Annotated in this window: 23 protein-coding genes; 13 read left to right on the top strand and 10 right to left on the bottom strand. The window is 38.3% G+C overall.

The features are described 5' to 3' along the window. Positions 1-112: 112 nt before the first annotated feature. Genes IJ00_RS24295 through IJ00_RS24285 form a run of 3 tightly spaced genes read left to right on the top strand, consistent with a single transcriptional unit; the run spans position 113 to position 3,478 of the window. Entirely contained in the window at positions 113-754 is a 642-nt protein-coding gene (locus IJ00_RS24295; protein ID WP_046814912.1) for a DUF4129 domain-containing protein, read from the top strand. Between the two features lie 2 nt (positions 755-756). Next, on the top strand, positions 757-1,914 hold the full coding sequence (locus tag IJ00_RS24290) for a DUF4350 domain-containing protein (RefSeq protein ID WP_035157671.1): 1,158 nt from the start codon (positions 757-759) through the stop codon (positions 1,912-1,914). Positions 1,915-1,960: 46 nt separating this feature from the next. Continuing rightward, the gene (locus tag IJ00_RS24285) at positions 1,961-3,478 is read left to right on the top strand and encodes a cryptochrome/photolyase family protein (RefSeq protein WP_035157668.1); all 1,518 of its coding nucleotides are present in this window, start codon (positions 1,961-1,963) and stop codon (positions 3,476-3,478) included. A 227-nt stretch (positions 3,479-3,705) separates the two neighbouring features. Here IJ00_RS24285 and IJ00_RS24280 read toward each other — a convergent pair whose 3' ends face one another. From IJ00_RS24280 to IJ00_RS24270, 3 genes are all read right to left on the bottom strand, one after another. Beyond that, positions 3,706-4,413, bottom strand: coding sequence for a hypothetical protein (locus tag IJ00_RS24280; RefSeq protein ID WP_035157665.1), 708 nt, complete (start codon positions 4,411-4,413; stop codon positions 3,706-3,708). A gap of 88 nt (positions 4,414-4,501) precedes the next feature. Next, the gene (locus IJ00_RS24275; protein WP_035157662.1) at positions 4,502-5,215 is read right to left on the bottom strand and encodes a hypothetical protein; all 714 of its coding nucleotides are present in this window, start codon (positions 5,213-5,215) and stop codon (positions 4,502-4,504) included. A 165-nt stretch (positions 5,216-5,380) separates the two neighbouring features. Further along, positions 5,381-6,916: an FAD-dependent oxidoreductase gene (locus IJ00_RS24270; protein WP_035157658.1), complete on the bottom strand. Its 1,536-nt coding sequence runs from the start codon at positions 6,914-6,916 to the stop codon at positions 5,381-5,383. A 216-nt stretch (positions 6,917-7,132) separates the two neighbouring features. Here IJ00_RS24270 and IJ00_RS24265 point away from each other — a divergent pair, with 216 nt between their 5' ends. Further along, positions 7,133-8,440, top strand: a complete 1,308-nt coding sequence (locus tag IJ00_RS24265; protein WP_046814911.1) for a glycosyltransferase — start codon at positions 7,133-7,135, stop codon at positions 8,438-8,440. 221 nt (positions 8,441-8,661) lie between these two features. Beyond that, positions 8,662-8,991 carry a DUF760 domain-containing protein gene (locus IJ00_RS24260; protein ID WP_035157656.1) on the top strand — a complete coding sequence of 110 codons (330 nt, stop codon included), beginning with the start codon at positions 8,662-8,664 and terminating at the stop codon, positions 8,989-8,991. A 139-nt stretch (positions 8,992-9,130) separates the two neighbouring features. Here the strand turns inward: IJ00_RS24260 and IJ00_RS24255 are convergent, their stop codons facing one another. Together IJ00_RS24255 and IJ00_RS24250 are read right to left on the bottom strand one after the other, a co-directional pair. Then, a complete protein-coding gene (locus tag IJ00_RS24255; RefSeq protein ID WP_035157654.1) occupies positions 9,131-9,844 on the bottom strand; it encodes a molybdopterin-dependent oxidoreductase in 714 nt (237 codons plus the stop codon). 30 nt (positions 9,845-9,874) lie between these two features. After that, positions 9,875-10,474, bottom strand: a complete 600-nt coding sequence (locus IJ00_RS24250; RefSeq protein WP_035157651.1) for a cytochrome b/b6 domain-containing protein — start codon at positions 10,472-10,474, stop codon at positions 9,875-9,877. Positions 10,475-10,746: 272 nt separating this feature from the next. On the opposite strand from IJ00_RS24250, the gene IJ00_RS24245 reads away from it, so the two are divergent. After that, on the top strand, positions 10,747-12,765 hold the full coding sequence (locus tag IJ00_RS24245; protein ID WP_035157650.1) for an AAA-like domain-containing protein: 2,019 nt from the start codon (positions 10,747-10,749) through the stop codon (positions 12,763-12,765). 53 nt (positions 12,766-12,818) lie between these two features. Here the strand turns inward: IJ00_RS24245 and IJ00_RS24240 are convergent, their stop codons facing one another. After that, entirely contained in the window at positions 12,819-13,508 is a 690-nt protein-coding gene (locus IJ00_RS24240) for a response regulator (RefSeq protein WP_035157647.1), read from the bottom strand. 264 nt (positions 13,509-13,772) lie between these two features. Between IJ00_RS24240 and IJ00_RS24235 the strand changes: the two genes are divergently transcribed. Together IJ00_RS24235 and IJ00_RS24230 are read left to right on the top strand one after the other, a co-directional pair. Then, the gene (locus IJ00_RS24235; protein WP_035157644.1) at positions 13,773-14,174 is read left to right on the top strand and encodes a fasciclin domain-containing protein; all 402 of its coding nucleotides are present in this window, start codon (positions 13,773-13,775) and stop codon (positions 14,172-14,174) included. 378 nt (positions 14,175-14,552) lie between these two features. Then, on the top strand, positions 14,553-14,879 hold the full coding sequence (locus IJ00_RS24230; RefSeq protein WP_035157642.1) for a hypothetical protein: 327 nt from the start codon (positions 14,553-14,555) through the stop codon (positions 14,877-14,879). 271 nt (positions 14,880-15,150) lie between these two features. Here IJ00_RS24230 and IJ00_RS24225 read toward each other — a convergent pair whose 3' ends face one another. Beyond that, positions 15,151-16,227 carry a PIN/TRAM domain-containing protein gene (locus tag IJ00_RS24225; protein WP_035157639.1) on the bottom strand — a complete coding sequence of 359 codons (1,077 nt, stop codon included), beginning with the start codon at positions 16,225-16,227 and terminating at the stop codon, positions 15,151-15,153. Between the two features lie 387 nt (positions 16,228-16,614). Here IJ00_RS24225 and hemW point away from each other — a divergent pair, with 387 nt between their 5' ends. Further along, entirely contained in the window at positions 16,615-17,778 is a 1,164-nt protein-coding gene (gene hemW, locus IJ00_RS24220; protein WP_035157637.1) for a radical SAM family heme chaperone HemW, read from the top strand. Between the two features lie 16 nt (positions 17,779-17,794). Then, positions 17,795-18,226, top strand: coding sequence for a hypothetical protein (locus IJ00_RS24215; protein ID WP_035157634.1), 432 nt, complete (start codon positions 17,795-17,797; stop codon positions 18,224-18,226). Between the two features lie 143 nt (positions 18,227-18,369). Here the strand turns inward: IJ00_RS24215 and rpmA are convergent, their stop codons facing one another. From rpmA to IJ00_RS24200, 3 genes are all read right to left on the bottom strand, one after another. Continuing rightward, complete coding sequence (gene rpmA, locus IJ00_RS24210; protein ID WP_035157631.1) at positions 18,370-18,642, bottom strand: 50S ribosomal protein L27; 273 nt, start codon at positions 18,640-18,642, stop codon at positions 18,370-18,372. 34 nt (positions 18,643-18,676) lie between these two features. Then, positions 18,677-19,048: a 50S ribosomal protein L21 gene (gene rplU, locus IJ00_RS24205; protein WP_035157629.1), complete on the bottom strand. Its 372-nt coding sequence runs from the start codon at positions 19,046-19,048 to the stop codon at positions 18,677-18,679. 230 nt (positions 19,049-19,278) lie between these two features. Next, positions 19,279-21,450 carry a polysaccharide biosynthesis tyrosine autokinase gene (locus IJ00_RS24200; protein WP_035157627.1) on the bottom strand — a complete coding sequence of 724 codons (2,172 nt, stop codon included), beginning with the start codon at positions 21,448-21,450 and terminating at the stop codon, positions 19,279-19,281. 1,781 nt (positions 21,451-23,231) lie between these two features. On the opposite strand from IJ00_RS24200, the gene IJ00_RS24195 reads away from it, so the two are divergent. The 3 genes from IJ00_RS24195 to IJ00_RS24185 all read left to right on the top strand — a co-directional run bounded on the left by IJ00_RS24195 (position 23,232) and on the right by IJ00_RS24185 (position 26,608). Then, complete coding sequence (locus IJ00_RS24195; RefSeq protein WP_035157626.1) at positions 23,232-24,542, top strand: glycosyltransferase family 4 protein; 1,311 nt, start codon at positions 23,232-23,234, stop codon at positions 24,540-24,542. A 785-nt stretch (positions 24,543-25,327) separates the two neighbouring features. Beyond that, positions 25,328-25,756, top strand: coding sequence for a hypothetical protein (locus IJ00_RS24190; protein WP_144416079.1), 429 nt, complete (start codon positions 25,328-25,330; stop codon positions 25,754-25,756). A 9-nt stretch (positions 25,757-25,765) separates the two neighbouring features. Beyond that, on the top strand, positions 25,766-26,608 hold the full coding sequence (locus tag IJ00_RS24185; protein WP_035157622.1) for an ABC transporter permease: 843 nt from the start codon (positions 25,766-25,768) through the stop codon (positions 26,606-26,608). Positions 26,609-26,623: the final 15 nt, after the last annotated feature.

The following is a 26,623-nucleotide window of genomic DNA, read 5'->3' as shown; positions in this document are numbered from 1 at the left end:
GTTACTTAGGATACCTTCAGTCCTGCTCCCAAGGGGGCTAGAGCTATTCTCATAATTACCATGATTTTTAATAATCAAGATTTTCTGGGGTTTATTTTCTAATTTTTAAACTATGTCTGCAAATTCTTTTGAGAAAAGTAATTGGGGGTGGCAAATCTCCCAGGTGCAACGACAGGTTACAGAATGGTTCGAGTATAAATTTTTCCGCCAAAATTCCCCTACTCCCAGTTCTTCGACTCCAGAATGGTCGATTCCACCCTGGGTAGAGTCTCTATTTAAGCTCTTCTGTTGGTTGCTGTTGGGGTTGTGTATTGCTTGGGTATTATGGCAGTTATGGCAAGGGTTAAGCCCCTATATCAGTGATTGGTGGCAGGGGAATAGTTATGAGTCGGGAGTCCAGAAAAAGGCTAGTGAAAGGGAATTGCCTGTGGATGCTTGGCTAGGGCGATCGCAGGAATATGCTCGCCAGGGTAATTACCATGAGGCTTGTCGATGTTTATACTTGGCAATGTTGCAAAGACTCCATGATACAGGTATTCTACGCCACAAGTATAGCCGTACGGATGGGGAATACTTACAGTTGCTTCAGTTATCAACAACACTAGTACAAGCCTATGAAACTCTAATTACCACCCATGAGCAAATTTGCTTTGCTAATCACTCCATGTCCGCAGATAACTATCAACAGTGTCAAGCAGCTTACCAAGAAATTACATCAGTGTTTATCAGTCCCATCGTTGATAGTAACCCCTAGCCATGAAACGTCCTAACCGCCTAGTAATATTTGCAGCGATCGCCATTGTCGCAGTTATCCTTTTAACCCTGATTGCTGCGCCGGTGAGTAATCAAAACCGTAGTGGTTCTACCTATAGTCGCAGTCCTGATGGCTACGGAGCTTGGTATGCTTTTATGCAACAGCGTGGTGTGAACATTCAGCGTTGGCAAAAACCCTTAGGTGATTTAGTTACAGAAAAGCAACCCGTAACTTTACTACAAGTCTCTAGTAACTGGCAGAAATCCTACGTTTCGGAAAGGGAATTGCAGTGGTTAGAAAAGGGTAATACTTTGGTGGTTTTGGGTGTGCGTGAACCTGTGACAGGTGCAAAATTTATTACACAGCAAAATTCTCCTGTGGGTAATGTGGAAATTGCGACTAGTAGACGCAGAAATTTAGTCTCCCCATCTCCCATATCCATCACCGATACAAAAAATCAGGCGAAATCCCCGGTTGATTCCTCAGAAGAAAAATTATTATTAGGCGATCGCGATGGTGCGGTAGTTTGGGAACTAAAAGTTGGTAAAGGTAAGGCAATTTTTGCTGTTACTCCCCATTTAGCGGCAAATGCGTATCAAGACAATCCCGGTAATTTTCCTTATTTGGCGACTTTGGTAAGTGAGAAAAATCACAAGTTATTTGTTGATGAATATATTCACGGTTACAAAGATAAGCAGGTGCAAAAGACGGAGAAAGAGGGAAATTTAACTGACTATTTGGCGAAAACTCCCCTATTTCCAGCTTTGATACAGGTAGGGGTGATGCTGTTAATCTTGGCGATCGCTCAAAATCGTCGTCTGGGTAAACCTGTGATTTTTGATAACCAGGTGGTTGATAATAGTGAAGCTTATATTCAAGCTCTTGCTGGGGTTTTGCAAAAAGCGGACTCTCAGAATTTTGTAGTTGAAATGGTAGGGAAAGCAGAACAGTTACAGCTACAAAAAAGTTTGGGTTTGGGTAAGAATTTATTAGATTCGCAAATAATTATTGATACCTGGCAACAGAAAACAGGAGAAAATTCTTCAGAAATTTTAGATGTTTTAAATTTACCATCTCGCAAGCGAAATTTGAGTGAGGGGGAATTAAAACAATGGTTACAGAAATGGCAAATGATTCGAGGGAAAATTGCATCAAAATAAATTAAAGTATAGTTATGGGGAGCGACTTGATTGTATCTATTAATTTATGACTATTGGAGTTTGGATTTTAGGTGATCAATTATGGTTAGAGGAATCGGCTTTACAGAGTTGTAGTAAGATAAATTCGTTACCAGTAATTTTGATTGAATCACTTAGTCATATTCAGGAAAGACCCTATCATCAGCAAAAACTGGTTTTAGTTTGGTCAGCGATGCGGCATTTTGCACAAGAATTAAGAGAAAAAGGCTACCATGTAACTTACGCGATCGCCGATGATTTTATTACACCTCTCAGAACATGGATAGAAGAGGAAAAAATCACAGAATTACGGGTGATGACACCTAATGATCAGACCTTTAGTCAGAAGATTTCCAGTTTAGAATTACCCTGTAAAATTAGCTTAATTCCTAATAACCATTTTCTCTGGAGTCGAGAAGAATTTCAAAACTGGGCAAAGGGGAGAAAACGTCTACTGATGGAAGATTTTTACCGTGTAGGTAGGCGTAAATTTCATATTCTGATGGCAGGTGATAAACCAGTTGGGGGAGAATGGAACTTTGATAAAGAGAACCGAAAACCTCCTAAAAAAAACTTACAAACTCCTCCAGCAATGTGGTTTACACCAGATAAAATTACCCTAGAGGTAATGGAGAAGGTTAAGCATTTATCTGTTCCTACCTATGGAAATTGTGATAATTTTCTTTGGGGTGTAAATCGTACCCAAGCTTTAGAGGTTTTAAACTGGTTTATTGACTATAGATTAGCCGATTTTGGAGCATATCAAGATGCGATGGTGACGGGAGAAAAAACTATGTGGCACTCCCTAATTTCTCCCTACTTAAACTTAGGTTTATTACAACCTCTAGAAGTAATTCAAGCCGCAGAAAATGCACATTACAGTAGAAAATTACATCTCAATAGTGTAGAAGGATTTATCCGTCAAGTTTTGGGATGGCGAGAATATATGCATGGGATTTACCATTATCTGGGTGCAGACTATGGGAAGAAAAATTATTTTCAGCATACCCAAGCTCTACCGAATTTTTTCTGGAACAGTCAAACTCAAATGAACTGTTTACACCAAATTTTTACCCAAATTGCTGATACAGGTTATGCCCATCATATCCAAAGATTAATGGTATTAAGTAACTTTGCGTTAATTGCTGGTTTATCACCCCAAGCAGTGGAAAATTGGTTCCATGCAGTATTTATTGATGGGTATGACTGGGTAATGCAAACTAATGTTATTGGTATGGGTTTATTTGCTGATGGTGGCATTTTAGCCTCTAAACCCTACGCAGCTTCAGCAAATTATATTAATAAAATGAGTGATTATTGTCAGGGATGTGTATATAATCCCAAGGAGCGTGTAGGAGAAAAAGCTTGTCCTTTTAATTTCTTTTACTGGCATTTTTTAGAACGTCATCGAGACAAACTACAAACCCAGGGAAGGATGAGTTTTATTCTGAAGAATTTAGATAAAATGTCCCAGGAAGAATTATCAGCAATTCATCAACAAGTAGATAATTGGTATAGTCAGGAAATCCAGGAAAAGATAGATTAAAACTACCGTATTAGAGTTAAAATCATTCGTAATCCTTCCTTCGGGAGAGTCATACTAACGTAATTTCGTAATATGTCGCTCTGGGAGAAGCTAGGTTAATACAATAAAGTTTTGTAGTGAGGATTTAACCCCAAAACAAAACTTATCGATGGAAAAGTTAGAGATTTTGTGGCGATCGCCATACCTGTTAAAACTTTGCGCGATCGCCAACCATGGAGTAATCAGAATTATTTGTATCCGAGAATTTCTGACAGAGCTTGAATGATATCTAGATAAAAGTTACCACCCACTGCACGAAATAGCTCAAATTGGCTTCCTGGTGCGCCGAAAAATGGACGTAGGAACCAGCCTAATTGCATTCCCACAAAGGCGTATAGGAGCAACCAAGACCTTAAAATAGTAGTACGAGTTGCCTTCCCAATTTCATCTTGTTGGGAGAGTAATTGCATCCCATCGTAAAGAAATTTGACTCCAAAGGAACCTGTGACAAAGAAGATAAAGACATTCAACAATTTAAAAAATTGGTAGGAACCTGGTGAGGTAATGAGGAAGAAGAGGGTGACAGGTGCAAAGCTAAAAAGCAGTACACTCATCACAGACACCGCAGTGAGTAAGACAACAAAATGTTGTTGTAAGCTACTACGAGAACCGAATAGAACATTGAAAAAGAATAGGGTGGGAAAACAGATGATCAAGCTCAGAAGATAGAATGCAGGAAATTTAATTGCTCCAGACAAAGCTTGCATCCAGCTATGGGAAGCACCAATAATTGCTCCATATATAGAAAAGAAAATAGAACTAACAACTAGCAGAGAATTAGCTTTTGCTTGTAATCGGATTCCTTGTTTGATTTCTTCGAGAAAATTCTGGCGATCGCGCAGTAAAGTCAGCAGAATGTCAAAGTGTTTAATTCCGGGATTTTGTTTTTGTAGCATATTAAAAAGTGAGTTTTATTAATTGAGATTTCAGAGATAATTAATCAGAGAATGTTTCTAAGTACTTATTCTCAAAATTGGGATGATACTAGCGAAATCCGAGGAGATAAATCAAAGATTTAACCACACTTAAGTAAAAGTTTCCTTCCTCCCCATGGAGTTGCCGAAACATTTGAAAAGTTGAGCCAGGATTACCAAAAAATGGTCTGAGAGTCCATCCTAATTGACTACCCACAAATGCATAGAGAAATAGCCAAGCACGGATAATTTTTCTTCTGGTTTCTAATCCTTCTCCCTCCTGTTCCAGAACAATATTACTGGCTTTATATAGGGAAGAAATTCCCATAAATCCGGTGAAACCAAAAATTATCACGTTGAATAAAATCTGAAACTGATAATTATTCGTAGTGATGATGAAAAATAGTGCAATGGGTGCAAAGCTAAAGAGCAAAACACTAGTAATAGAAACCGCAGTTAATACGAGGGCAAAATATTGACCGAGGGAGCGTTTAGAACCAAAGATAATATTGGCAAAATACAAAGTAGGTAGACAAATTATTAATGTCATCAGGTAGAGGACAGGCAATTTGACTGACGATGCTAGCGCTTGCATCCAACTATGAGATGCACCAATAATTCCGCCATAAATTGCCAAAAATATCGAGCTACAAATGAGCAAAGAAAAAATTTTACTTGGAAGTTTAATTCCTTGGCGAATCTCTTCTAAAAATATCTGCCTATCTCGCAGCAAGTTGATAAGAGTTCCAAAATATTTATGTCCTGTACGTCCCGATGTCTGCATATATGTTTTTAAGACAAAATACAAAGATTATGTAATTTCTAGAAACCGTAAATTGATTCTCAATGACTCAAAATTTTACGGAGAATGACACTCATAGCACAAACTTTTTAGAATCTACTTGGGATTTTTTGAATTTTAATCCTTCCTAGGATGATTTTTTGTCCATTAATAATCTTTCCCTGCACCATATTTCCACCCATCTACCCAACGATGCCAATAGTATTGAGCAACAGGTGATAAGTTCTTTTCCCAAGGTTGAAGAATTTGAGCGCACGCAAATAGAATGGTGTACATTGCCAAATTAATGTAATGTAATAACCAATTTATTAAGCTGATTAATCCCACATGGGGAATAATTTTGGCAACTAACATAGGATGAGAAAAATTGGTTTTTAATAGAGTTTGAGTCAGAGCAGAAAATTGCACAATATCCTGGAGAAATGGTTTTAATACAGGTTCTCCAAGCTGTTGCATTTCTGCAAAAACTGCTGATAGTAGCTGATTAATTTGTTGAGGGGCAATTTTTTGCTGTAAACCTACACTCATAGCTTTTTGAAATAACCATGTCACCGATAAACTCGGTTGGTAGGGTTGCAATAATTGCAGTGCAGATGCTGATAATTGTTCTGTTTCTAGTGCTTCGGTAATACCATCAGTCAACCGCTTCAGGTGACGTACCATCGCACCAAACCCCCCAAAACTGAGGGGAGATTGACAACCACTACTATCTCCCACGGGGAGAATATAGTTCCATGGTGTTTTCAGGGGACTTTGACGATGGGAAGGGAAAAAGCCAAATAAAGCACGTTTAAATGTGAGCTGATTCAGTTCAATGTTTTGATATGCTGGCAGCAAGCGCAAATACTCCTCAAAGAACGTTTCCAAACCTATACGTTGCGGATCCGCATCCATGTAGGTAAATAGGTAGGTTGTTCTGCCATCCCTTGCTGGGAAAGCTTCCCAGAAGTACTGACATTGGTTCTCTAAGGTGGTGAAAGATAACAACAAGTCCCCTTGGTGGTTTTCCGGAAAACCTTCTGCACAAGTTCCCACAACTAGACATAATGCATCGGGTTTCTTTCCTCCCCTTGCTTGCTGGGTGATAGGGGAAAAGTGTCCCATCGCATCAATTAGTAAACGGCTGGTATAAGTATCATTAACTACTACACCATTGGGATGGACAACTACCCCAGAAAAGGGAGTATTTTCTAGGAGAGTTCCCCCAGCAGCCAGGAATTTTTGTTTCAGGGTTTCTAGGAGATACAGAGGATCCACCCCAATATTTAAGACATCCTCTACCCAAACTTCCGTTCCTTGGTGAAAACCTACCCTCGCAGGATTGTATTCTGTGGCGATCGCCTGGGTTAATTCTGTTGCAGTTAATAAGTTTAACTCTAGAAATACCTCTAATTCCTTACGGGAAATATTCCATTCCTGTTCCCTACCCCGTAAAATACCTCTTTCTAATAGGGCAACTTTTATCCCCTTCATCGCTAAAGCAGCACCGAGCAAAATTCCTAATGTACCGCCACAAATAATGACATCCCACTCCCTCGTACTGATATTTTCTTGACTAACTGTTACTACCTGGGGAATTACTTGATTGCCTTGGCGTAAATTTGTCAACATACTGTCAGCGCGACGTAATCCCGTCAGTACATCTCCTGGTAGTTGGGAGAGAATTTCTGTTGTCAAAGTCATTTTTTTTACTTTCCATCAAGTTACTTTTATCATCCTAGCGATGAAGTGGGGAAAAATTCCAATTATTTATCAAATTTCAGTTGTATATAAGATAAAATATTTGGACAGAGAAAAATTTTTATGTGTATTCCTTGTTGCTTCCGACTCTCTCTTCAGTTATTTGTCCATACTTGACTAAGTATTCTCAGTAAAAATATTTATTCATCGCTAACTGACATGAAAATTGCGTTTATCGTCGGTCATTTTCCTGTCCTTTCAGAAACATTTATTATCAATCAGATAACAGGATTAATTGAACGTGGACATGAGGTACATATTTATGGATATCAACCTCAGGAAGTTACAAAATTTCATCCAGATGTGGAGAAATATCATCTTATTGCTCGGACTCACTATTTAATTCCGATTCCCCAAAACTATATATGGAGGTTGTTTGGGGCATTAAAGTTAATAGTTTCTATGAGAAAAATTCCAAATAGGATGATATGGCGATCGCTCAATTTTTGGAAATACGGCAGACTCGCTTTATCCCTGAGATTACTATATTTAGTAATGTCTTTTCTAGATATACCTAAATATGATATTATTCACTGTCAATTTGGAACCCACGGTTTAACAGGAATGACTCTGCGCGAGCTAGGAGTAATTCAAGGTAAGTTGGTGACATCTTTCCGTGGTTATGATATAAGCTCCTATCTCCAAAAAAATAGCACGAGGGTATATAACAAGTTATTTAAATCTGGAGATTTGTTCCTAGCGAATTGTGAATTTTTCCGCAATCGAGCTATTAAAATTGGTTGCCCTCCTACAAAAATTACAGTTCACTACTCTGGTATCAATTGCCAAAATTTCCATTTCCATCATCATCCAGTCACAGAAAAAATTATCATTACAAGTATTGGCAGACTCGTAGAAAAAAAAGGTTTTAAGTATGCTCTCCTTGCCATAGCAGAAGTTGCTAATATTTACCAGAATATTGAGTATAATATAATTGGAGATGGCTATCTGAAAGCCGAATTAGAAAAATTAGCTAGGGATTTAAAGATTACAGATAAAGTTAAATTTTGGGGTTGGAGAACTCAAACAGAAATTATTCAAATTCTGGATAATTCCCATATCTTACTTGCTCCTAGTATCACCGCTGAGGATGGAAATCAAGATGCACCAGTTAATACTTTAAAAGAAGCAATGGCTATGGGTTTACCAGTAATTGCTACTCAACATGGAGGAATTCCAGAATTAGTAGAAGATAATACATCTGGTTTTTTAGTACGAGAAAAAGATACTTCAGCTATTGCGGATAGGTTAATGTATCTCATACAGCATCCTGAAAAATGCCAGGAAATGGGTAAAAATGGACGTAAGCATGTTGAGAAATATTTTGAAATTGAAAAACTAAATGATGAATTAGTCAGGATATATCAGCAACTTATCAATCAACCAGAATACAGAGATAATAATTTAATTTTGGCTAGAAAATCATCTCCAAAAATCATTGCGATACCGAACAAATCGAGTTTATGAATCACAAATAATTTTTGAGGTTATATAGTCAGAATTCGCTTAGTTTTTCCCATGGCTATAAAATATGTGGTATAGAAATAACTGAGAAATCCTACCTACTGTAGTTATACTGGGAAGAAAACCACCATAGAAAAGTTCGGAAAAACTCATAGGATGGCAAGATAAAAATTGATAGATTGCTTAATATCAATTCATTATCTCCTAGACAAAATAATTATCCTATGAGTAATCTTTCCCATCCTCAACCCAATTATTTTGCTGATAACTCTGATAACAGTTTGTTACAGTATGTACAATCATTAAATCCCCAAACAGTTGCCGAACTTTCCCAACCAGGTTCAGCAGAAATACTTGATGCCATCAGAATGGCGATCGCGGCAATTTTGGCTAACTTATCTACTGATAGATTTAATCAATTGATTACCACTAACCGCGATGAATTAGGCAGAATTTTGGGTTCTGCAATGGTAGATGGTTACTTTTTGCGGAATGTTGAGGAAAGATTTATCCTAGAGCAAATGTACAAAAATATTGAAGATAAACAATCCTGACAATCTCCCGTTAATTTGAGACAATAGTGCAATGTGAGGTAAAATTGTAGACGCTCAATATATTGTCAGTTGTCTATTTTGCAAGGAATTATTATCAGCATCCTGGGAAAAAACACGAGATATACTTGCTACTCAAAAATTATAATCCTGCAAACCACTCATAACCATAATCTTCCCAATATCCCCGTTGTAGAGACAAACTACTAACTAAAGTCACTTTTGTCACCCATTTACTCTGTTTATAACCGAGTTTAATCGGTGAAGCTAAACGTAGGGGCGCACCATTATCTATTGGTAATTTTGCCCCATTCTTTTCATAGGCTAATAAAGTTTGGGGATGTAAAGCTGAGTTAATATCCCAACTGGAATAGTAGCCATCAGCCGAAATAAAATAGGCATACTTAACTGTATTTTTGGGTTGAGCTAAAGCTACTAAATCTCGCAACTTTACCCCGCCCCACTGCACAATTGCTGCCCAACCTTCCACGCATACATGACGAATAATCATGGAAGTAAAAGATAATTTTTTCACATCATCCATACTCAAACTCAACGGATGATTTACTTCCCCATCAATAACTAAACGATATTTTTCACTATCAATTATTGGCGTATTTCTAAAAGTATTAACAATTAAAGCATCTGGCTCTACTTGCTTCCAGGAAAATTCTGGTACGGGTTTTTGCGGTTGGAAAATTAGACTTTCTGCTTGCTGATTTAAAGGTTCCGATAATTTACCCACCACATCTTCAAATATGGGTGTACCGCAACCACCTAACAGTAAACTCACACTTGATAAACTGGAAAGTTGCAAAAATTGCCGCCGACTAAAATTAGCATCTGGTGTCTGCATTTAACTAATTAACCTCAAGACTATATCTCTTCACCAAAACATTGACTCTGTTAACTCCGTACCTCCAGCTTTTTTCCCTAACCAACTGTGAAGCATCGCAAAAATTATCACTAGGGGTACAGACAGAAAATGTACAATTCTTAAACCTTGCCAACCTCCAAATAAATCGACAATTTGGGGAAACTGGGCAGGTTTGTACATTCCTATACCCGTAAATATCGCAAATAAAAGTATGGGAATAATACTTGTATAAACTATACGATGCCAAGCATAGGTTAAACGTTGGGGGTTGCGAGTTTTTTGTAATGCTTGCAAATCATTTTTACCAACAAACCGATGTCGCCAGCGTCGCGTCACGAGAATATATAATCCATACCAGAGTAGATTCAAAGAGAATACCCACATGGCAGCAAAATGCCAATGTCTACCACCTGCTAACCAACCACCTAAGGTAAATATTGGGGGAATATGCAAACCTCCCCTTCCACCAAACACCGGATTAGCATTATAAATTTGCAATCCACTTGTCAACATGACAAACAAACTCACAATATTCACCCAGTGAAAAATCTTTCCTCCCCAATTCTGGGTAGGTAGCTTCCGAAATTTTATAGGAGCGATCGCACTCATAGATTTTGTGTCACGAATATACAACAAGAATCAGATTTTGATTTGCAATTAGTTTGCAAGTTGATTAAATTATGCTTAAATCAAAGCATAGAGTTGACTGGCTAGTAGATTCAGATTCCTGTATAAATGTCAATACTTGTTTTGTAGCCTTTTGGCAAGAAGCAAGTCTTTCTGTGTTGTCAGAAGGCTACATGGAGGTAAATCCTCTCCCTTTACACTTTACAGAGAAAAATGTTTGAGGAAACACTACAGTCAGTTGAAATAGACAACTAATGACCATAGATGAAGTTGTATTACTACTTAGAGCCAGTTTATCTAATTCTTTAACACCCCTTCAGGAAATGGTTTTGCGCTCCTCTTGGGAAGGTAAAACCTATACAAATATTGCAATTAACGCCCACTACGGAGAAGAGAGAGTGCGTAAAGTTGCTTCTCTATTATGGCAGCTACTGAGTGAGTTTTCACCAGAACCTATCCATAAATCTAACTTCCGTCAAATCTTAGAAAATCAGCGCTTAACACCTTCCCAAGAATCATTAATTCAGGAATATCATCGGATGTATCATGCTGCATCCCTAGAGTTTCCTAGTGGTCCAGTTTCTCTTAATTCCCCATTTTACATTCATCGTCCCCCCGTAGAAGATTTAGCTACCGAGGAAATTAGTAAACCTGGAAGTGTGATTTCCATTCAAGGTAGCAAGAAAATGGGTAAAAGTTCCTTAATCTTGCGGATAATAGCACAGGCAGAAAATTTAGGTTACAAAACAGTAAGTATCGATTTTCAACAAGTAGATACAGATGTATTCAGCAATCTCGATAGATTTCTGCGCTGGTTTTGTGCAAATATGAGTCGAGAGTTAGGTTTAGAAGCCAAATTAAAGGATTTCTGGAATTTGGAAATAGGTAGTAAGATGAGCTGCTCCCTATACTTTCAGGAATATTTGCTTCCATCTATTGAAAATCCTCTAGTATTAGTTTTTCAAGAAATAGATTGGTTATTTGCCTATCCAGAAATTTCCCATAATTTCTTGCCCCTATTACGCTCTTGGTATGAGCAGGGAAAACATCTCCACGCTTGGCAAAAACTACGGATTGTTTTAGCCCAAACCACAGAGTTTTTTCTACCTTTTCCCCTTACCCAATCACCTTTTAGTATTGGTTTACCTTTACGATTATTGCCCTTTAACCAGCAACAAATCCAAGAACTTGCCGCACGTCATGGTTTAGATTGGAGTGATGGGGTTAAGGCACAAAAATTGATGGCAATGGTGGGAGGATATCCCTATTTAGTGAGGTTAGCATTGTACCATCTAGTAAGTAAAGCCAGTCTAGAATACGATTTAGATAGCTTACTAGAAAAAGCCACCTGCGAATCTGGCATATACCACGAATACCTACGGCAGTATACTTTAATTCTCCGCAAAAATCCAGAGATGGCAGCAGCTTTTGAGGAAGTGCTAATCTCTAACTCTGGGGTGAAATTAGAACCCGCGATCGCTGCCAAATTATCTGGTTTAGGTTTAGTCAACTTTACTGGTGATACAACTTCGTCATTTAACTCTGCTTATCGTGCTTTTCCTGCTTGCAATTTGTATCGTTTATATTTTCGAGAAAGGTTAGAAAGTCTCAAATCTCTCAGTGATATCCGTTTAGAAAAGCTCGAAAGAGAGAATCAACAATTACGCTTTCTTTCAAGTCTTGATCAATTAACCCAACTACCAAATAGTAGCTATTTTTATAGTTATTTAGAAGCAGAATGGCAAAAAGCTATTCCAAAAAATAATGTTATTTCCCTAATTCTCTGCGACGTAGACTATTTTAAAATTTATAATCGTACCTATGGTAGCATTGCCGGGGATGAATGTTTAAAAAAAATAGCCCAAACAATTAATCATTGCGTGAGTAAAGTCATGATTCCCCAGACATTATCCCATAGTCATACCCTACAATCAGGAAGATTACCCTTCTACAGTAATTCCGAATTCCAGGCAGAGGGTGATATTTTAATTGCTCGCTATAATGGAGAAAAATTTGCAGTTCTTACCTACAAAGATAGTACATACTCGACACAATTAGCTGAAAATATTCGAGAACAGGTAAAGAATTTAGCCATTCCCTGTGATTATCCAGGAATTGGTGGATTGCCCGCAAATGTCTTGACAGTTAGTATTGGTGTTGCCAGTATTATACCTGACGAAGAAATGGAAGCAACAACGTTAATTAATACAGCCGAAGCTGCTCTCTATCAAGCAAAAAGACGCGGACGCAATCGTATTTTTTTATATCAATAAATTATCGATTACCAATCATGAAACATTAATTTACCGATTGTATACCCTAATATTCAATCAATTAAACCTACCTCCCGCGCTCGAATTTGGGTGACGATGCGGATATTTTTACCTTGATTCTTCAATTCCGCACAATCAATCCCCAAAGCAGATTGTACTTGATCCCAGTAGTGACGTACCATCCTTTCAGAAACGCAGATATGTTGCGCGATCGCCTTATCCTGTAATCCTTCTTGAAAAGCCAAATTCAACAGCTGTAATAATTCTGGTTTGATAGTCAAATCAGTATCAGGGTAATAAATATCTTTAGTATATTTCAATCCTTGCAATGCCCAATTTACTCGATGTAAAACTTCTTGAGCATGAAGATTTTTATGAGTCACAATAAAGCCACCCTGGTGAGCATCAATTTCTGACTTCAAATATATTAATTTTTGAATATGTAAACTATAAAAAACTATATTTAACTGTGGATATCTAGGCATTAACTGCTTCAAAAACTCCAACCCTGTCTCAACTGCTGCATTGCCTAACCCATCTCGTGGCAAGTAAATATCGGTAATGATGATGTCTGGCAAACAACAAGCAATTTCTCTCCATGCATTTTCTACTGTTTGAGCAGTGGTAATTTTCACCGATGGATATTGAGAATTCAAAACTTTGATTGTCCCACTTTGATGTATTTCATGATTGTCGATAACTAAGATATTTTCTGGTGTTTTTTCTTGTAAATTTTGATGCATAATCACTCAGAATACACCCTGTATTCTCTCACTACTTTCCCTAGAAAACTTCCGCGATTCCTGGAGAAATTACGTAAAATGTTACAAAACTTTACACGAATCATCCTGAAGAACAGAAAAAAGCTGCGATGTCTTCTATATTTTCGCCAGTGAATAGTAATTACTAATACCTATCATTGGTATAGAAAATCTACAGACTCTAGAAGATTTCCCTAAATTCGTTGACTATCCTTTACAATCTTCTCAGAGTCATGGTGAAACAAAATGGCAGATATTGTTGATATTGCAGTAGGTGCAGGTTCCTTTCAAACCTTGGTGACAGCAGTACAAGTTGCAGGATTGGTGGAAACATTAAAAAGTCCTGGTCCTTTTACGGTATTTGCACCCAATGATGATGCGTTTGCCAAATTACCACCAGGAACAATCCAAACCCTTGTGCAAAATATTCCTCAACTAACGAGAATTTTGACGTATCATGTTGTACCGGGCAAACTCACACGGGACGATTTAGCACAACTTGGAACTGTAACATCAGTAGAAGGTTCTAGCATCAAGATTGATTGTACGGATGGCTTTGAAGTGAAAAATGCCACAGTTGTAGCAGCAGACATTATTGCGGATAACGGTGTAATTCATGTGATTGACACAGTTATTCTCATGGGCTAGGAAATAAATATCCTGCTGTTTTTTTGTAATTCCCGACTCATCCGAACAGTCGGGACTGCCTGCAATTTGTTATACATACCCAGGTAAACCAGAAGAGCAGAAAATTAGAAAATTAGGATTTATCGAGGTCACACCCTGGTATTATTCCTATCGAATTAGAAATTTTGCTCTCAAAAAAAGTAAAGTATAGTCTTTTTTCCTATTCACTTAGACTCAGATAATATCTGCCCTGTTACAGGTAATTTTACAAAGCTTATCAAGCTTCTAGTATTGTTGACTTATAAATCTTTTTATTAAATAAGCTTAATAAACAATCAAGTTGTTGTTTGCTTTATTTATTAAGTATCCTATACTTAATTGACGCTACCTCAAAAATTAATGCTCGATTTTCACAGCATTGCTGAATTTTCCCGCGCTAATTGTATTGGGATTTGCGCGTTTCTCGTTCCAGCAAACTTAATCACGACCCTATTTATCCTAGGATTTGCTTATTTACGATTCCCAACGCTCCAAATTACCCTATTTGCCGGGTTAGCTTCGATTTTCCCCTTGCTAATGCTGCTGCACGTCTATAGCTGGTTTGCGATCGGCGTAGTTATGGCTCCTACCTATATCCTCCTATTATTAGCCGTGACTTGCCTGTTCTGTAATTCCGCAGCCATTATGTACAGCAAATATGTGCAAGTGGCAGTTGAAGATTGCTAATCACGGATTGCTTGTCAATAATTCTCTAATTTTCCTGAAAATATAGCTAAGGAACAGGGAAAGCAATGGCAAATTCAATGCTTTTTCTTCGCTTTCCAAGTTCCTCCATACTGATAAAAAGGGTTTTCCTGACTCAGATTTTGCCAACAAGCAGGACATACAAACACCCAACTTCCACCCTTTTGATATTTGATGCGGTATAAAACATCACTATTTAATTCACAAAAATCGCAGAGTTTATACCTGATAGACCTGACCATTCGTCTTTAAATCATGCCAAGGCAGAAGCTTGGGGTTTTGCAAAAATCATCCTGCCGGCAGATGTTTGTAAGGCGCTAGTGACAACTACCCGCAACTCACCACCAACATAATTACTACCTTCTTCAACTACAACCATAGTTCCATCATCTAGATAACCGATACCTTGACTCGGTTCCTTGCCTTCCTTGAGGATTTTGATGTCGATGTTGTCACCTGGAAGGTATGTGGGGCGTACAGCATTCACCAAGTCATTGACGTTAAGTACGGGAACCTTTTGCACACTCGCAACCTTAGAGAGGTTGTAATCGTTAGTTAACAAGGTGCCATTGATTTCTTGGGCAAATTTGACGAGTTTGGCATCAACAGTGGCAATATCTTCATAATCAGCCCCATTAATCACTATTCTTTCAGGGTAAGATTCTTTGACCCGGTTGAGTATCTCTAACCCCCTTCTACCCCTGACTCGTTTTTGGTCTTTACTCGCGTCGGCAACTTGTTGTAACTCTTGTAGAACAAATTGGGGAACAATGATTTGTCCTTCCAAAAAACCTGTTTCCAGTAAAGTTTCGATACGTCCATCGATAATACAACTTGTATCTAACACTTTGGTTGCCGCAGGTTTTAGCGTACCCTCTGCTACCATTGTTTCCACAGTATTCGGATTAATTAAGCGCAATAAACCACGCCCATGGACATCAGCTAAATTCATTCCCGTATAAGAAAGCACAATACTTCCGACTACAGCAACTAAGGGTTTGATGAAGCTAAAATCTGCCGGAATGGGTAACAAAAATAGGGGTGCTAACATCAGGTTGGCAACTAGTAAGCCAATAACTAAACCGATCGCCCGAGTTAAAATCATCTCAAAGGGCATTTCCCTGACTTGTGATTCTAACCGTCGGTATCCTGTTTGAAATCTTAAACCCACTGCGCCGCCAATAATTGCAGCAAATGTCGCAACGACAAAGCGTAAAGCTTCTAGGTTTGTCACCCCGTCGAGAGTACCGTTAGGTAGTAGCTCAGTGCTGTAGAACCCTACCCCCGCCGTTGCCAGAATGAATGAAAATATAATGATGGCATCGAGCATGGTTTTGTTGCTTCCTTACAACTGTGTTATCTGAATATGATGAAGTATTTTTTTTATCGATGGTTAAGAGATTTAGAAATATTCATATGTCGTCTGCAATCATTATAACCAAACTATTTTATTCTTGATAATTCTCTTATTTTTGTTGTAAAACGATAAACAATCTGTCAAAGTTAGCCATATTCACGCTGAATCGGAAATAATTAATTTATCTGGTTCGGGAAAATGGCAAATAGAAAAATGTGATTGTGAATTTTTTCATCAAAACTAAAATTTATTATCTAACCCCTATTTTAACTGTTTCAGTTAACTATTTAGTTCTATCTGAGAAATTATGTATATATCGACTTTTTTTGGTAACTATTGTGGGAAATCCCAGCGAAACCTATGAATTTTGGTATCCCGAGAGCAGCTTACATACATATTCCCTTCTGTCGTCGGCGTTGTTTTTACTGTGATTTTCCGATTTTTGTGGTTGGCGATCGCCGTCGGGGGGAAAATTCTCCTACCATGGGCGATTATGTGGAAAAACTATGTCAAGAAATTGATATGACACCCAACCTGGGAGAATCTTTAACAACGGTTTTCTTTGGGGGTGGAACTCCCTCTTTACTTTCGACTGCACAACTACATCAGATATTGGCAAAACTGGAGCAACGTTTTGGGATTGTCAGTCATGGAGAAATTTCCATGGAAATGGATCCAGGAACCTTTGACTTGCAACATATCCAGGGTTATCACCATGGAGGAGTCAACCGAGTCAGTCTGGGAGTACAAGCTTTTCAGACAGAATTGTTAGAAAAATGTGGGCGATCGCACACCCTCCCTGATATTTTCACCGCCGTTGACCTAATCCACCAAGTCGGGATTCCCGAATTGAGTATAGATCTAATTTCCGGACTCCCCCATCAAACCTTAGACATCTGGCAAAACTCCCTCCAAGCAGCTATTAACATCCAACCAACCCACATCTCTATCTATGATTTAACCATCGAACCAGGTACCGCCTTTGGTCGTTATTACCAACCAGGAAACCAACCCCTACCCAGTGATGAAACCACAGTCAGGATGTACCAGACAGCACAAAAAACCCTGACTGAAGCAGGTTACGAACATTACGAAATCTCTAACTATGCCCAACCTGGACACCAATGCCGCCATAATCGAGTTTACTGGGAAAATCGACCTTACTATGCCTTTGGTATGGGTGCAGCTAGTTATACCCAAGGAAAACGCTTTACCCGTCCTCGCAAAACCCAAGAATACTATCAATGGGTAAATTCTGGATGTCTTTTAGAATGTGCAGTTACAGAGGAAAATGAGGTATTACTCGAAACATTAATGTTAGGATTACGACTAGCAGAAGGTATCAGTATTACATCATTAAAGGCACAATTCTCCCCAGATAAATTAACTACAATTTGGCAAGTATTACAACCATTTCAAAGTCAAGGTTGGGTCAAGATAACAACAGAAAGAATATATTTAACCGATCCCGATGGTTTTTTATTCTCTAATGTCATATTGGCGGAGCTATTTAGTAAATTCTAAAAATTAGGCAGGAAGCATGAAACAAATTCCCTGGCTATCTCTAATTCTTTTGCTTCTCACCTATCTAGCTCTAGGTTGGGTGATATCCAAAGCACATATCCCCTCTGGGATATGGATTCTCACAATTACTGCGATTGTAACTCTTGCTGCCACTCTTACCAGACCTTGGACAATGAGTGCGAATTATTTCGATAAATTATTGAAATCTAATTTTCGCTCATTTTGTCTCACCCTAGTTGGTGCGTTTCTATTTTTTCTGATTCTGGCAAGATTTCGCCTCTTCCTTGATATTCTGGTAATTCTATCTGCTTCCCTTCTCGCAAGAATCGAATTTCAAGCTCTCGGTTTTCAGGAAAGTAAATCTTTTTGGATTATTACTATTTGCTCCCTCTCCGGTTTAGGTTTAGGTGTGTTGCTAGAACAATTTATGGCACGTTATTTACTATGATTTCTCAAAAACATAAAAAAGAGGGTGAACTTTATTCACCCCCATAGAACAGAAATTTACTTCCCCAATATTGGCAAAACCAAGATTACAGCTTGTTTTTACCTGGAAGAAATATAATTTCTCTATTTCCAATAACTTGCAAATTAAGAAGCAACAGCTTCTACAGGTGCATAGACACTAACTTTCTTTTGGCTTTTACCTTTACGTTCAAAGGTGACAACACCATCCACCAAAGCAAATAGAGTGTCATCACTACCGATACCAACATTATTTCCAGGGTGATACTTTGTACCACGTTGACGTACCAGGATATTACCTGCACGTACCACTTGACCACCAAAACGCTTTACACCCAGTCGTTGAGCATTAGAGTCGCGTCCGTTTCTTGTACTACCAGTACCTTTCTTATGTGCCATGATTCCTCTTTCTCTTTATACTACTTAAATTTTATTATTCGGCAACAGTTTCAGCCGCAGGTGCTGCCTCTTTCGCAGCTATCACAGTACCATTAAGACTAATAGAGTTAATCATTAATCTCGTAATTTCTTGACGGTGCCCACGTTTTTTACGAGTCTTTTTCTTGGGCTTCATTTTATACACCAGGACTTTACGACCTCTGAGGTGTCGTAGTATTGTACCTTCTACAGTTGCTCCTGCCACTGTTGGCTGTCCAATGGTGACTTCGCCTTCATGTTGTACTAAAAGTACTGCGTCTATGGTCACTTGTTCGTCGGTTTCAGCAGCCAGCAGTTCAATATCGTAAAAACGACCTGGCTCAACTCTGATTTGCTTACCACCTGTTTCAATAATCGCGTAAGTCATGAAATTGTCCTATGATTTGCCGTACAGGTAGCTGGTTGACATAACCACCAGCTTTTGTGATGTCCACCTGATCCGAGCGGAAAAGATTTAGACAGACAATCTCAGATTATATCAGATGGCTAGGATTTTGCCTGTAAAATTCACAAAATTAGCATCCCCCGAATTAATTCGGAGGAGTCATGAATCATTGCCTTTCCTCAGGTGATTGAGCTATGGTTTCTAGCTCCTACCTAATAGTTATAAGTTCTACCAAAGTCTTTATTTTGACCATTCACAACCATACCTAAAACATTCATTGGTGTAATTTTCAGGTTATCAAGGGCGCGTTTGAGAGTGCTAGAGTTCGTTTGGTTAATTCTGACAACTAGCAGCATTCCATCGGTTTGAGGAGTAATCCAGCTAGCATCAGCAAGTCCTAAAACCGGGGGTGAATCATAAATGACTAAATCAAACTGTTGCTGAAATTCTGCCATCAAGCGTTTCATCTTCTCTGATGACAAAAGTTTGGTGGGATCTGGAGGAGTTTTGCCGGCAGTGATGATAAATAGTTGACTGCTAAATGGTGCTTGACAAATCACCTCTGTGATGGGTAATCCATTGGAAATTAAATTACTTAACCCCCAATGATTGTTTAAATTTGCCATCTGGTGAATTTTCGGCTGTCGCATATCTGCATCTACTAACAGCACACGCTGTCCCATGGCAGCTGCGACTTCAGCGAGGTGGAAAGCAATGGTTGATTTGCCATCTTGAGACATAGCAGAACTGACAACAATGGAACGAGTGGGGCGATCGCCACTGAGTAGTTGCAGATTTGTATGCAGTACTCGTAAAGCTTCCACAAATTTAGGTGTATGGGAACTATGGTTGACTTCTAGGTTCGTACCAGGGGAAATGTCTTGTGGTACAGAATCTGGTATCTGCGCGATCGCTAATTGGCGAGTACGCAAGGACTGATCCCCATGGTGTAATAGTTTCTCAAAGGGTATAACACCTAAAATGGGCAATTTCACTTTTGCTTTTAGACCATTGAGAGAATGGTAAGTATTGTCTAGCTTCTCTATTAATAAGGCGCTACCGATACCTAATATCAAGCTGAAGATAAAACCTGATGTCAAATTTCGTTGAATATTCGGGGCGATCGCTTCCCTGGGTACCTTAGTTCCCTGTATCACTTGCCAAGGTAATTCCGTCTGAGCTACCTGAATTTGCAAAGTTTCTCGCGTTGAGAGAAACCGATTTAAACTTTCAGTCGCCACCTGTAATTTTCTCTGCATTTCCGTATACTGGCGAGTCAATATAGGAAATTTTTGACGTTTTTGTTCTAGTTTATTCTCAGCTTTTGCCAGTTCCTGATTTTGCACCTCTAAAATTTGCATCTGGGTTGCCACTTCTGCTTGCTTCACACCGACAACACGCTGTGCTTCTTGACGCAGTAAAGGTAATAGACTTTCCCGTTTTTCCTTTAGAGATTGAATAGTTGGACTCTCAGATTGAAACTTAGTTGATTCCGTAGCTATTTGCGTCTCTATCTGGCGAACTTGGGCTAGTAACTGCTCATAAGTACTACTATTATTCAGTACACCGAGTTTACCCTGATTTTGCCGTAAACTTTGCCAACTTGCACGGATATTTGCTAGCTGTTTATTAACATCCAGTCTTTGTTGAGATAGCAGATTTATTTGATTAGAAATTTGTTGCGTCTGATTCTCTGGATCCACAAAATTGTTTTTCTGGCGAAAGATTTGTAAATCTTTTTGCAACTGATCCACTCGCTTCTGCATAATCTGCAACTGCTGATCGACAAATCTCACACCTTGACGCAGGCTAGTTTGCCTCTTTTCCAAACTATAATTTAAATATGCCTGAGAAATTTCATCTAAAACAGCTTTAGTTTTTTCTGGACTGCCGTTTTTATACCTAACCTCGAGGATTTTTGTTTCTCCAAGGCGATTAATTGTCAAACCATTGACTAAATTTGCATAATCAATATCATTTTGAGATGCTTTTAAACGCTTGATAATACCCGTCATCAATTCCGGGCTTTTCAATACCTGAATTTGACTATCATAGTCAAGGTTTGACTTCCCGGAACTACCATTCTTTTGAGAGTCAATATCTAAAACTCTGATTTCTTCATCTAAAGGTTCTACCAGTAGGCGGAAACTTCCTTCATACTGAGTTTTCTGCCTAACTGTGGAATAGACTACAGCCATCATCACAACCGTAGCTACACCTACGATAATCAATCCTCGACGTTGCAAAGTACTTAAAAAATCGGACAAATTCCAATCTTCTGTCGGTAGCTCTGACCATGGAGAAAGGGACTGTGGAAAAGTTGGCGACATTACTTTCCCTTCTTCTTGATAGTTGATAGAACGGGAATAATTATTATTATCCATCACTATGTAAAAATTTTGTAATTACCCGGGCAAAATCATTGATAACAGCTTGCGGTTTTCAGGCGTAGTCGGTGGAAATATTGTCACAATAACCCATTCATCACACAGGCAACTAACTAGTAAAATCCTGTACTGACATGAATTGTTGACATGAGTTATTTCATGGTATGGAGATTCTAGCAGAAATCAGTACTTTTCACACAAGATTGATTCAAGTATAACATTTTTAATATATGGTAATTTTTACTTTACTTTGGTGTAGATACTGATGAACAAATTTGTGTAGCTCTAATAACATCAGTTTCTCTAAACAAAGGACATTTTGGCATATTTTTCCTTGTAGTTATGTGATATTTATTGCTCGCGCAAATAGCTGAAAACCTAGATGATGATGCTGTCATTCTAATATAATGTGATTATAATCACAGTTGCTTGATGAATAAGTTCCCATCTTGCCAAGCAGATATGTAGTCAGTATCTTAATGTTTTCTTTCTAAACAAAGATAATTATATTCTTGGTTTGCAAGCTGAATTTATTACATATCTACAAAGGCTGATACTATCAAGTTAATATCTGTATTAATTGTATTTTATAAATTAATCCACGGTTTTCAATAGTAAATTTTGAGATTTATATTTGAATATATTTCCTAAAATTATCTCAGTGTATAAAAATAATGGTATAATTTAATTTTGAGAAGATAAGTAACCATAACCTCGGCAACTATTGAGGAGTTAGAGTTTCAGTAATTCATACATCGACACAAAAGTTTTAAGATGATTTTTTTATACTAATCACCGATATTGTTGCCATTTATTAAGTAAAAATATGGAAGTCTTGAGATTTAAAAAACAGAAAATGTGCTAATATTCATAGGCGACAGGGAAAATTGAGGCTTCTCATGTAATACAGTGGTATTTAAATTAAAAATCATGTAAACTTGACACTCGTGCCCCATACAAATTTGACTCATGACTGAGTAAATATTTATTTCAAGATAGAGATAAATCGACCAACATCGATCATAAAATCTATAGAGTAAGGAGACGAAAAATTTTCACTCATGGCAAGCTCAACTGTTAGGCATGAATTACTAAGGAAATTTGATAGAGGTAACTTAAAATTCACAGTATTTTTTTGAGTATGCTTCTATATTATTCTTGCCCTTGCCGTGAAACATTAAGTGAATATATCTTTGTCCATAGGGATTCATATATCCGTTCTTGAGCCTTAGAAACCTGCTGTACGTCATAATCATGAATTTTTACCGACCTTCAGAGTATTAGTTCAACTGAAGGATAAAGGTTATTTGTGTTACCCAAAAGTGATTAGAAGAGTTTAGTAGTAATTTCTGAAAAACTATTTTACGCAGGCTATTGCAGATGATACTCAGTGAATGGATGAGAAAAAGTATTAGTAATCTGGCGTGTAAATACCTAAAGATTAAAGCCAGTATTTCCCGCAGCTAACTTTATTTATAAACAATTTATGGTAACCCCAATATGGTTGTTACTCACATTTTTGCCTGCTCAGTAAGTTTACAGGCTATATGTTCGTGAGTAAGCGTATTGGTATTAGGTCAATATTTGCTTGTACGTATTATTGAACTCATAGTTCAACAGGGGTTCCTAGGGCAATTACTTGCGTAACCGCAGTATTGGGGATGTATCGCATGGAATAGTATATTTGTGCGAACCGAGTTGCTGAAGGAGCATTTATCAGGTGTTGATAGCGGCTGAAACAGTTTCATGGCATCTGCAAATTTTACAGGACGAAGCCGATGACAATTAGTGAATGGATTAATCAAAAACTATCCCTTTCCAATTTGGATCAGTCAGAAACAGGTTATAAGGGTTTAGGTCATGGGGAAAAAAGTGTTCAGTTATCTGTGATTACTCAGTTTTTCCCACCAGATTTTGCGGCTACAGGTCAGTTATTGGAAGAACTAGTCAAGCATCTAGGGAAAATGGGCATAAATGTGGAGGTCTTCACTAGCCAACCTGGATATGCTTTTCACTCTCAAAAAGCTCTTCATGTGGAACGCAAAGGTCGGGTTTTAGTTCACCGATCCCGCACAGCACAATTATGGCCCAAACGAGTCAGGGGTAAAGCGATAAATGGGGTTTTATTCACCTTGAGAGCTGCCTTACACCTGTTGCGTAATGGACGAAAGTTTAATGTTGTTTTATTGACTACGGCTCCACCGTTTGCACCTATATTAGGTCTTATCGCTCATTGGTTATTTCGTCTGCCCTACGTCTGCATAGTTTACGATCTTTATCCAGATATTGCGATCGCCCTAGGTGTAGTCTCCAAAAAACACCCCATTGTCTCATTCTGGCAAGGAATCAACAGTAGGTTGTGGCGTAAAGCCAAAAGAATTATCGTTCTGAGTCCAGGGATGAAAGAAAAAGTCATTGCTACTTATCCTGAGGCAAAAGACAAAATTTCTGTGATTCATAGTTGGAGCGATCCCGATTGGATTATACCCATTGCCAAAGAAGAGAATTGGTTTGCTTGGAAGCATCATTTGGTGAGGAAATTCACCGTTCTTTATTCTGGAAATATGGGACGCTGTCATGATATTGAAACCATGTTAAAGGCAGCACAAGAATTACAGAATGAACCAGTACAGTTTGTCTGTATTGGTGGTGGTGCGAAGAAAGAGGAATTAATTCAAGAAGTTCTCAATTTGGGGTTGAATAATTTTATTTTCTTGCCCTACCAAGATAAGGAAATACTTCCTTACTCCTTAACAGCCTGTGATTTATCATTGGTGAGTGTAGATGCTGGCATGGAAAGCTATGTAGCTCCTAGTAAGTTTTATCCAATTCTGGCGACTGGTAGACCAGTTGCAGCGATTTGTTCAGAATCTTCTGATCTGCGGCAGATGGTATCAGAAGCAAAATGTGGTCGGAGCTTTGAAAACGGTGATGGGAAAGGGCTGGCAGAGTTTATTCGCTTACTGTATCAACAGCCAGAATTAGCCCAAGGGATGGGACAAGATGGTCGTAAATATATGCGATCGCACTTCACTTTGGATATCATTGCCCATAGATACTTAGATATCTTATACCAATCTATTATCTAATCTGCTGTCTGATAAAGATTTATCCCAGCTATCAACAACTGTTGTCAGGTATCAGTTGATGAAGCAATATTTGCCCTATTTGATATCTGAATTTTTATGATATCAAGAGAAGAAATATGGAGTAATTTTTGCCAAGTTTATCTAACAAGTTCCTGTCGAGATTTTTATGTAAAATATACACGATATTCGTCAAAAAAATATAATATATAGTCATCAAAAGTTGACGACATCGTTGTATAATTGATATTGAAACTAATCAAAGGAGAAGGACTAACTACAAAAGACCGTCAGACATATCTGATATCTGGTATTTTCTATTGAATTCAAACGCTGATTTATACGTCGAAAATTCAAACAGAAAATAATTTTAGAATGACTAAAACAGTCAAAATTACAGAGAATCCGATGCAATAAGCTTTATAGCTCAAGACCTAACTGAATATACTTAACTGCAAAAACGCCGTAATGGCTATTGAATAAACATCTGTAGAGAGTAGAGAACTGACATTGTTGAGTTAGTCGCGAAAATAGCCTTGATTGACCCATAATTTTCCAAGTCATTGTGATTGCTGTCACCATACAAGATTGTTAAATTTTTGACTCTAATAATCTCCAAGAAAAAGGCTAGGGAAATTTATCAGTAATTTCATTCATAAACAGAATAATTATTTTGCTCGTTACTTTTGTAACCATGAGTGGGCTTCGATGGTCTTCACGATCTCAGCCTCTCCAACGTAACCTGAACCCTTATTTTTTGTTGTCCATGTTGTTTAAGGGAGGTCGAATTGCAGAGAAGGTGTGATCGAAATCGTAAGCGTTCTAAACGTAGGGCAATATATTGCCCCATCCATGGGTGTCATCTGGATAGTGTTAGTCAGAAATATCAGTTATTTGCCGATAAAGCTGGGCAACTACAAGAACGAGGCATGAACCGCAAAAATGCCATGTTATTAGTTGCTAGTCAAACAGCAGTAGCCATAGAAGGGGAATGGGTAGAGGCTTTTTGGTGTGAACAATGTCAACAAACAAATTGGTATCACGTTCGCAAACAGGGCGATCGCACCTATGATATCTCCGTTGCTCCTTCCCATCTTTGGCAGCAAGTAGCAGGAGTCATGGATCCCCATGGCAATCCATCAGTCAGTGAGTTTACTCGCAGACATTCTCGACTAGTTTCATTTCAGAGTTTGAGCGATTTTAAATTTGTGGGTTAACCCAGTATTATGAAAACTGAAGAGATAACTGCTCAACCACCATTGATTATCGAAGCGGGGAGAGCGGAAAAACAATACTGGAAAGATTTATGGCGTTACCGAGAGCTACTTTATTTTCTAGCTTGGCGTGATATTTTAGTCCGGTATAAACAAACAGCCATCGGTATTGCTTGGGCATTAATTCGACCATTTTTGACAATGGTTGTATTTACCGTTGTCTTTGGCAATATTGCGAAATTACCTTCTGGGGGTGCGCCCTACCCCATCCTAGTATTTGCTGCCATGTTACCCTGGCAGTTTTTTTCTAGTTCTCTAAGTGAGTCTAGTAACAGTCTAATTAGTAATGCCAATTTAATCTCCAAAGTTTATTTTCCCCGTCTGGTGATACCCGTGAGTGCAGTCATGGTTAGCTTTGTAGATTTCATGGTATCAGGAATGATTCTGCTGGGATTAATGGCTTGGTATAACTATATACCTAATTGGCGGATATTAAGCCTACCATTATTTACTCTGATAGCCTTTGCTGCCGCCATGGGAGTCGGGTTATGGTTAGCAGCTTTGAATGTTGAATATCGAGATTTTCGCTATATAGTGCCATTTATTGTGCAATTTGGTTTGTATATTTCCCCTGTAGGATTTAGTAGCAATGTTGTACCACAGCAATGGCGCTTACTCTATTCTATTAATCCAATGGTCAGCGTTATTGATGGTTTTCGCTGGGCAATCTTAGGTGGAGATGCACAACTTTATCTACCTGGATTTATCCTTTCCCTGGGATTTATTCTATTTTTCTTAATCACAGGTATTTGGTACTTCCGCAAAATGGAACGGACGTTTGCTGATGTAATTTAGGAAGGATGAGTGCAG

Source organism: Calothrix sp. 336/3, assembly GCF_000734895.2.
Taxonomy (GTDB): Bacteria; Cyanobacteriota; Cyanobacteriia; order Cyanobacteriales; family Nostocaceae; genus 336-3.
Note: the sequence above shows the minus strand (reverse complement) of the source record. Positions and strands in the feature narration are given on the sequence as shown.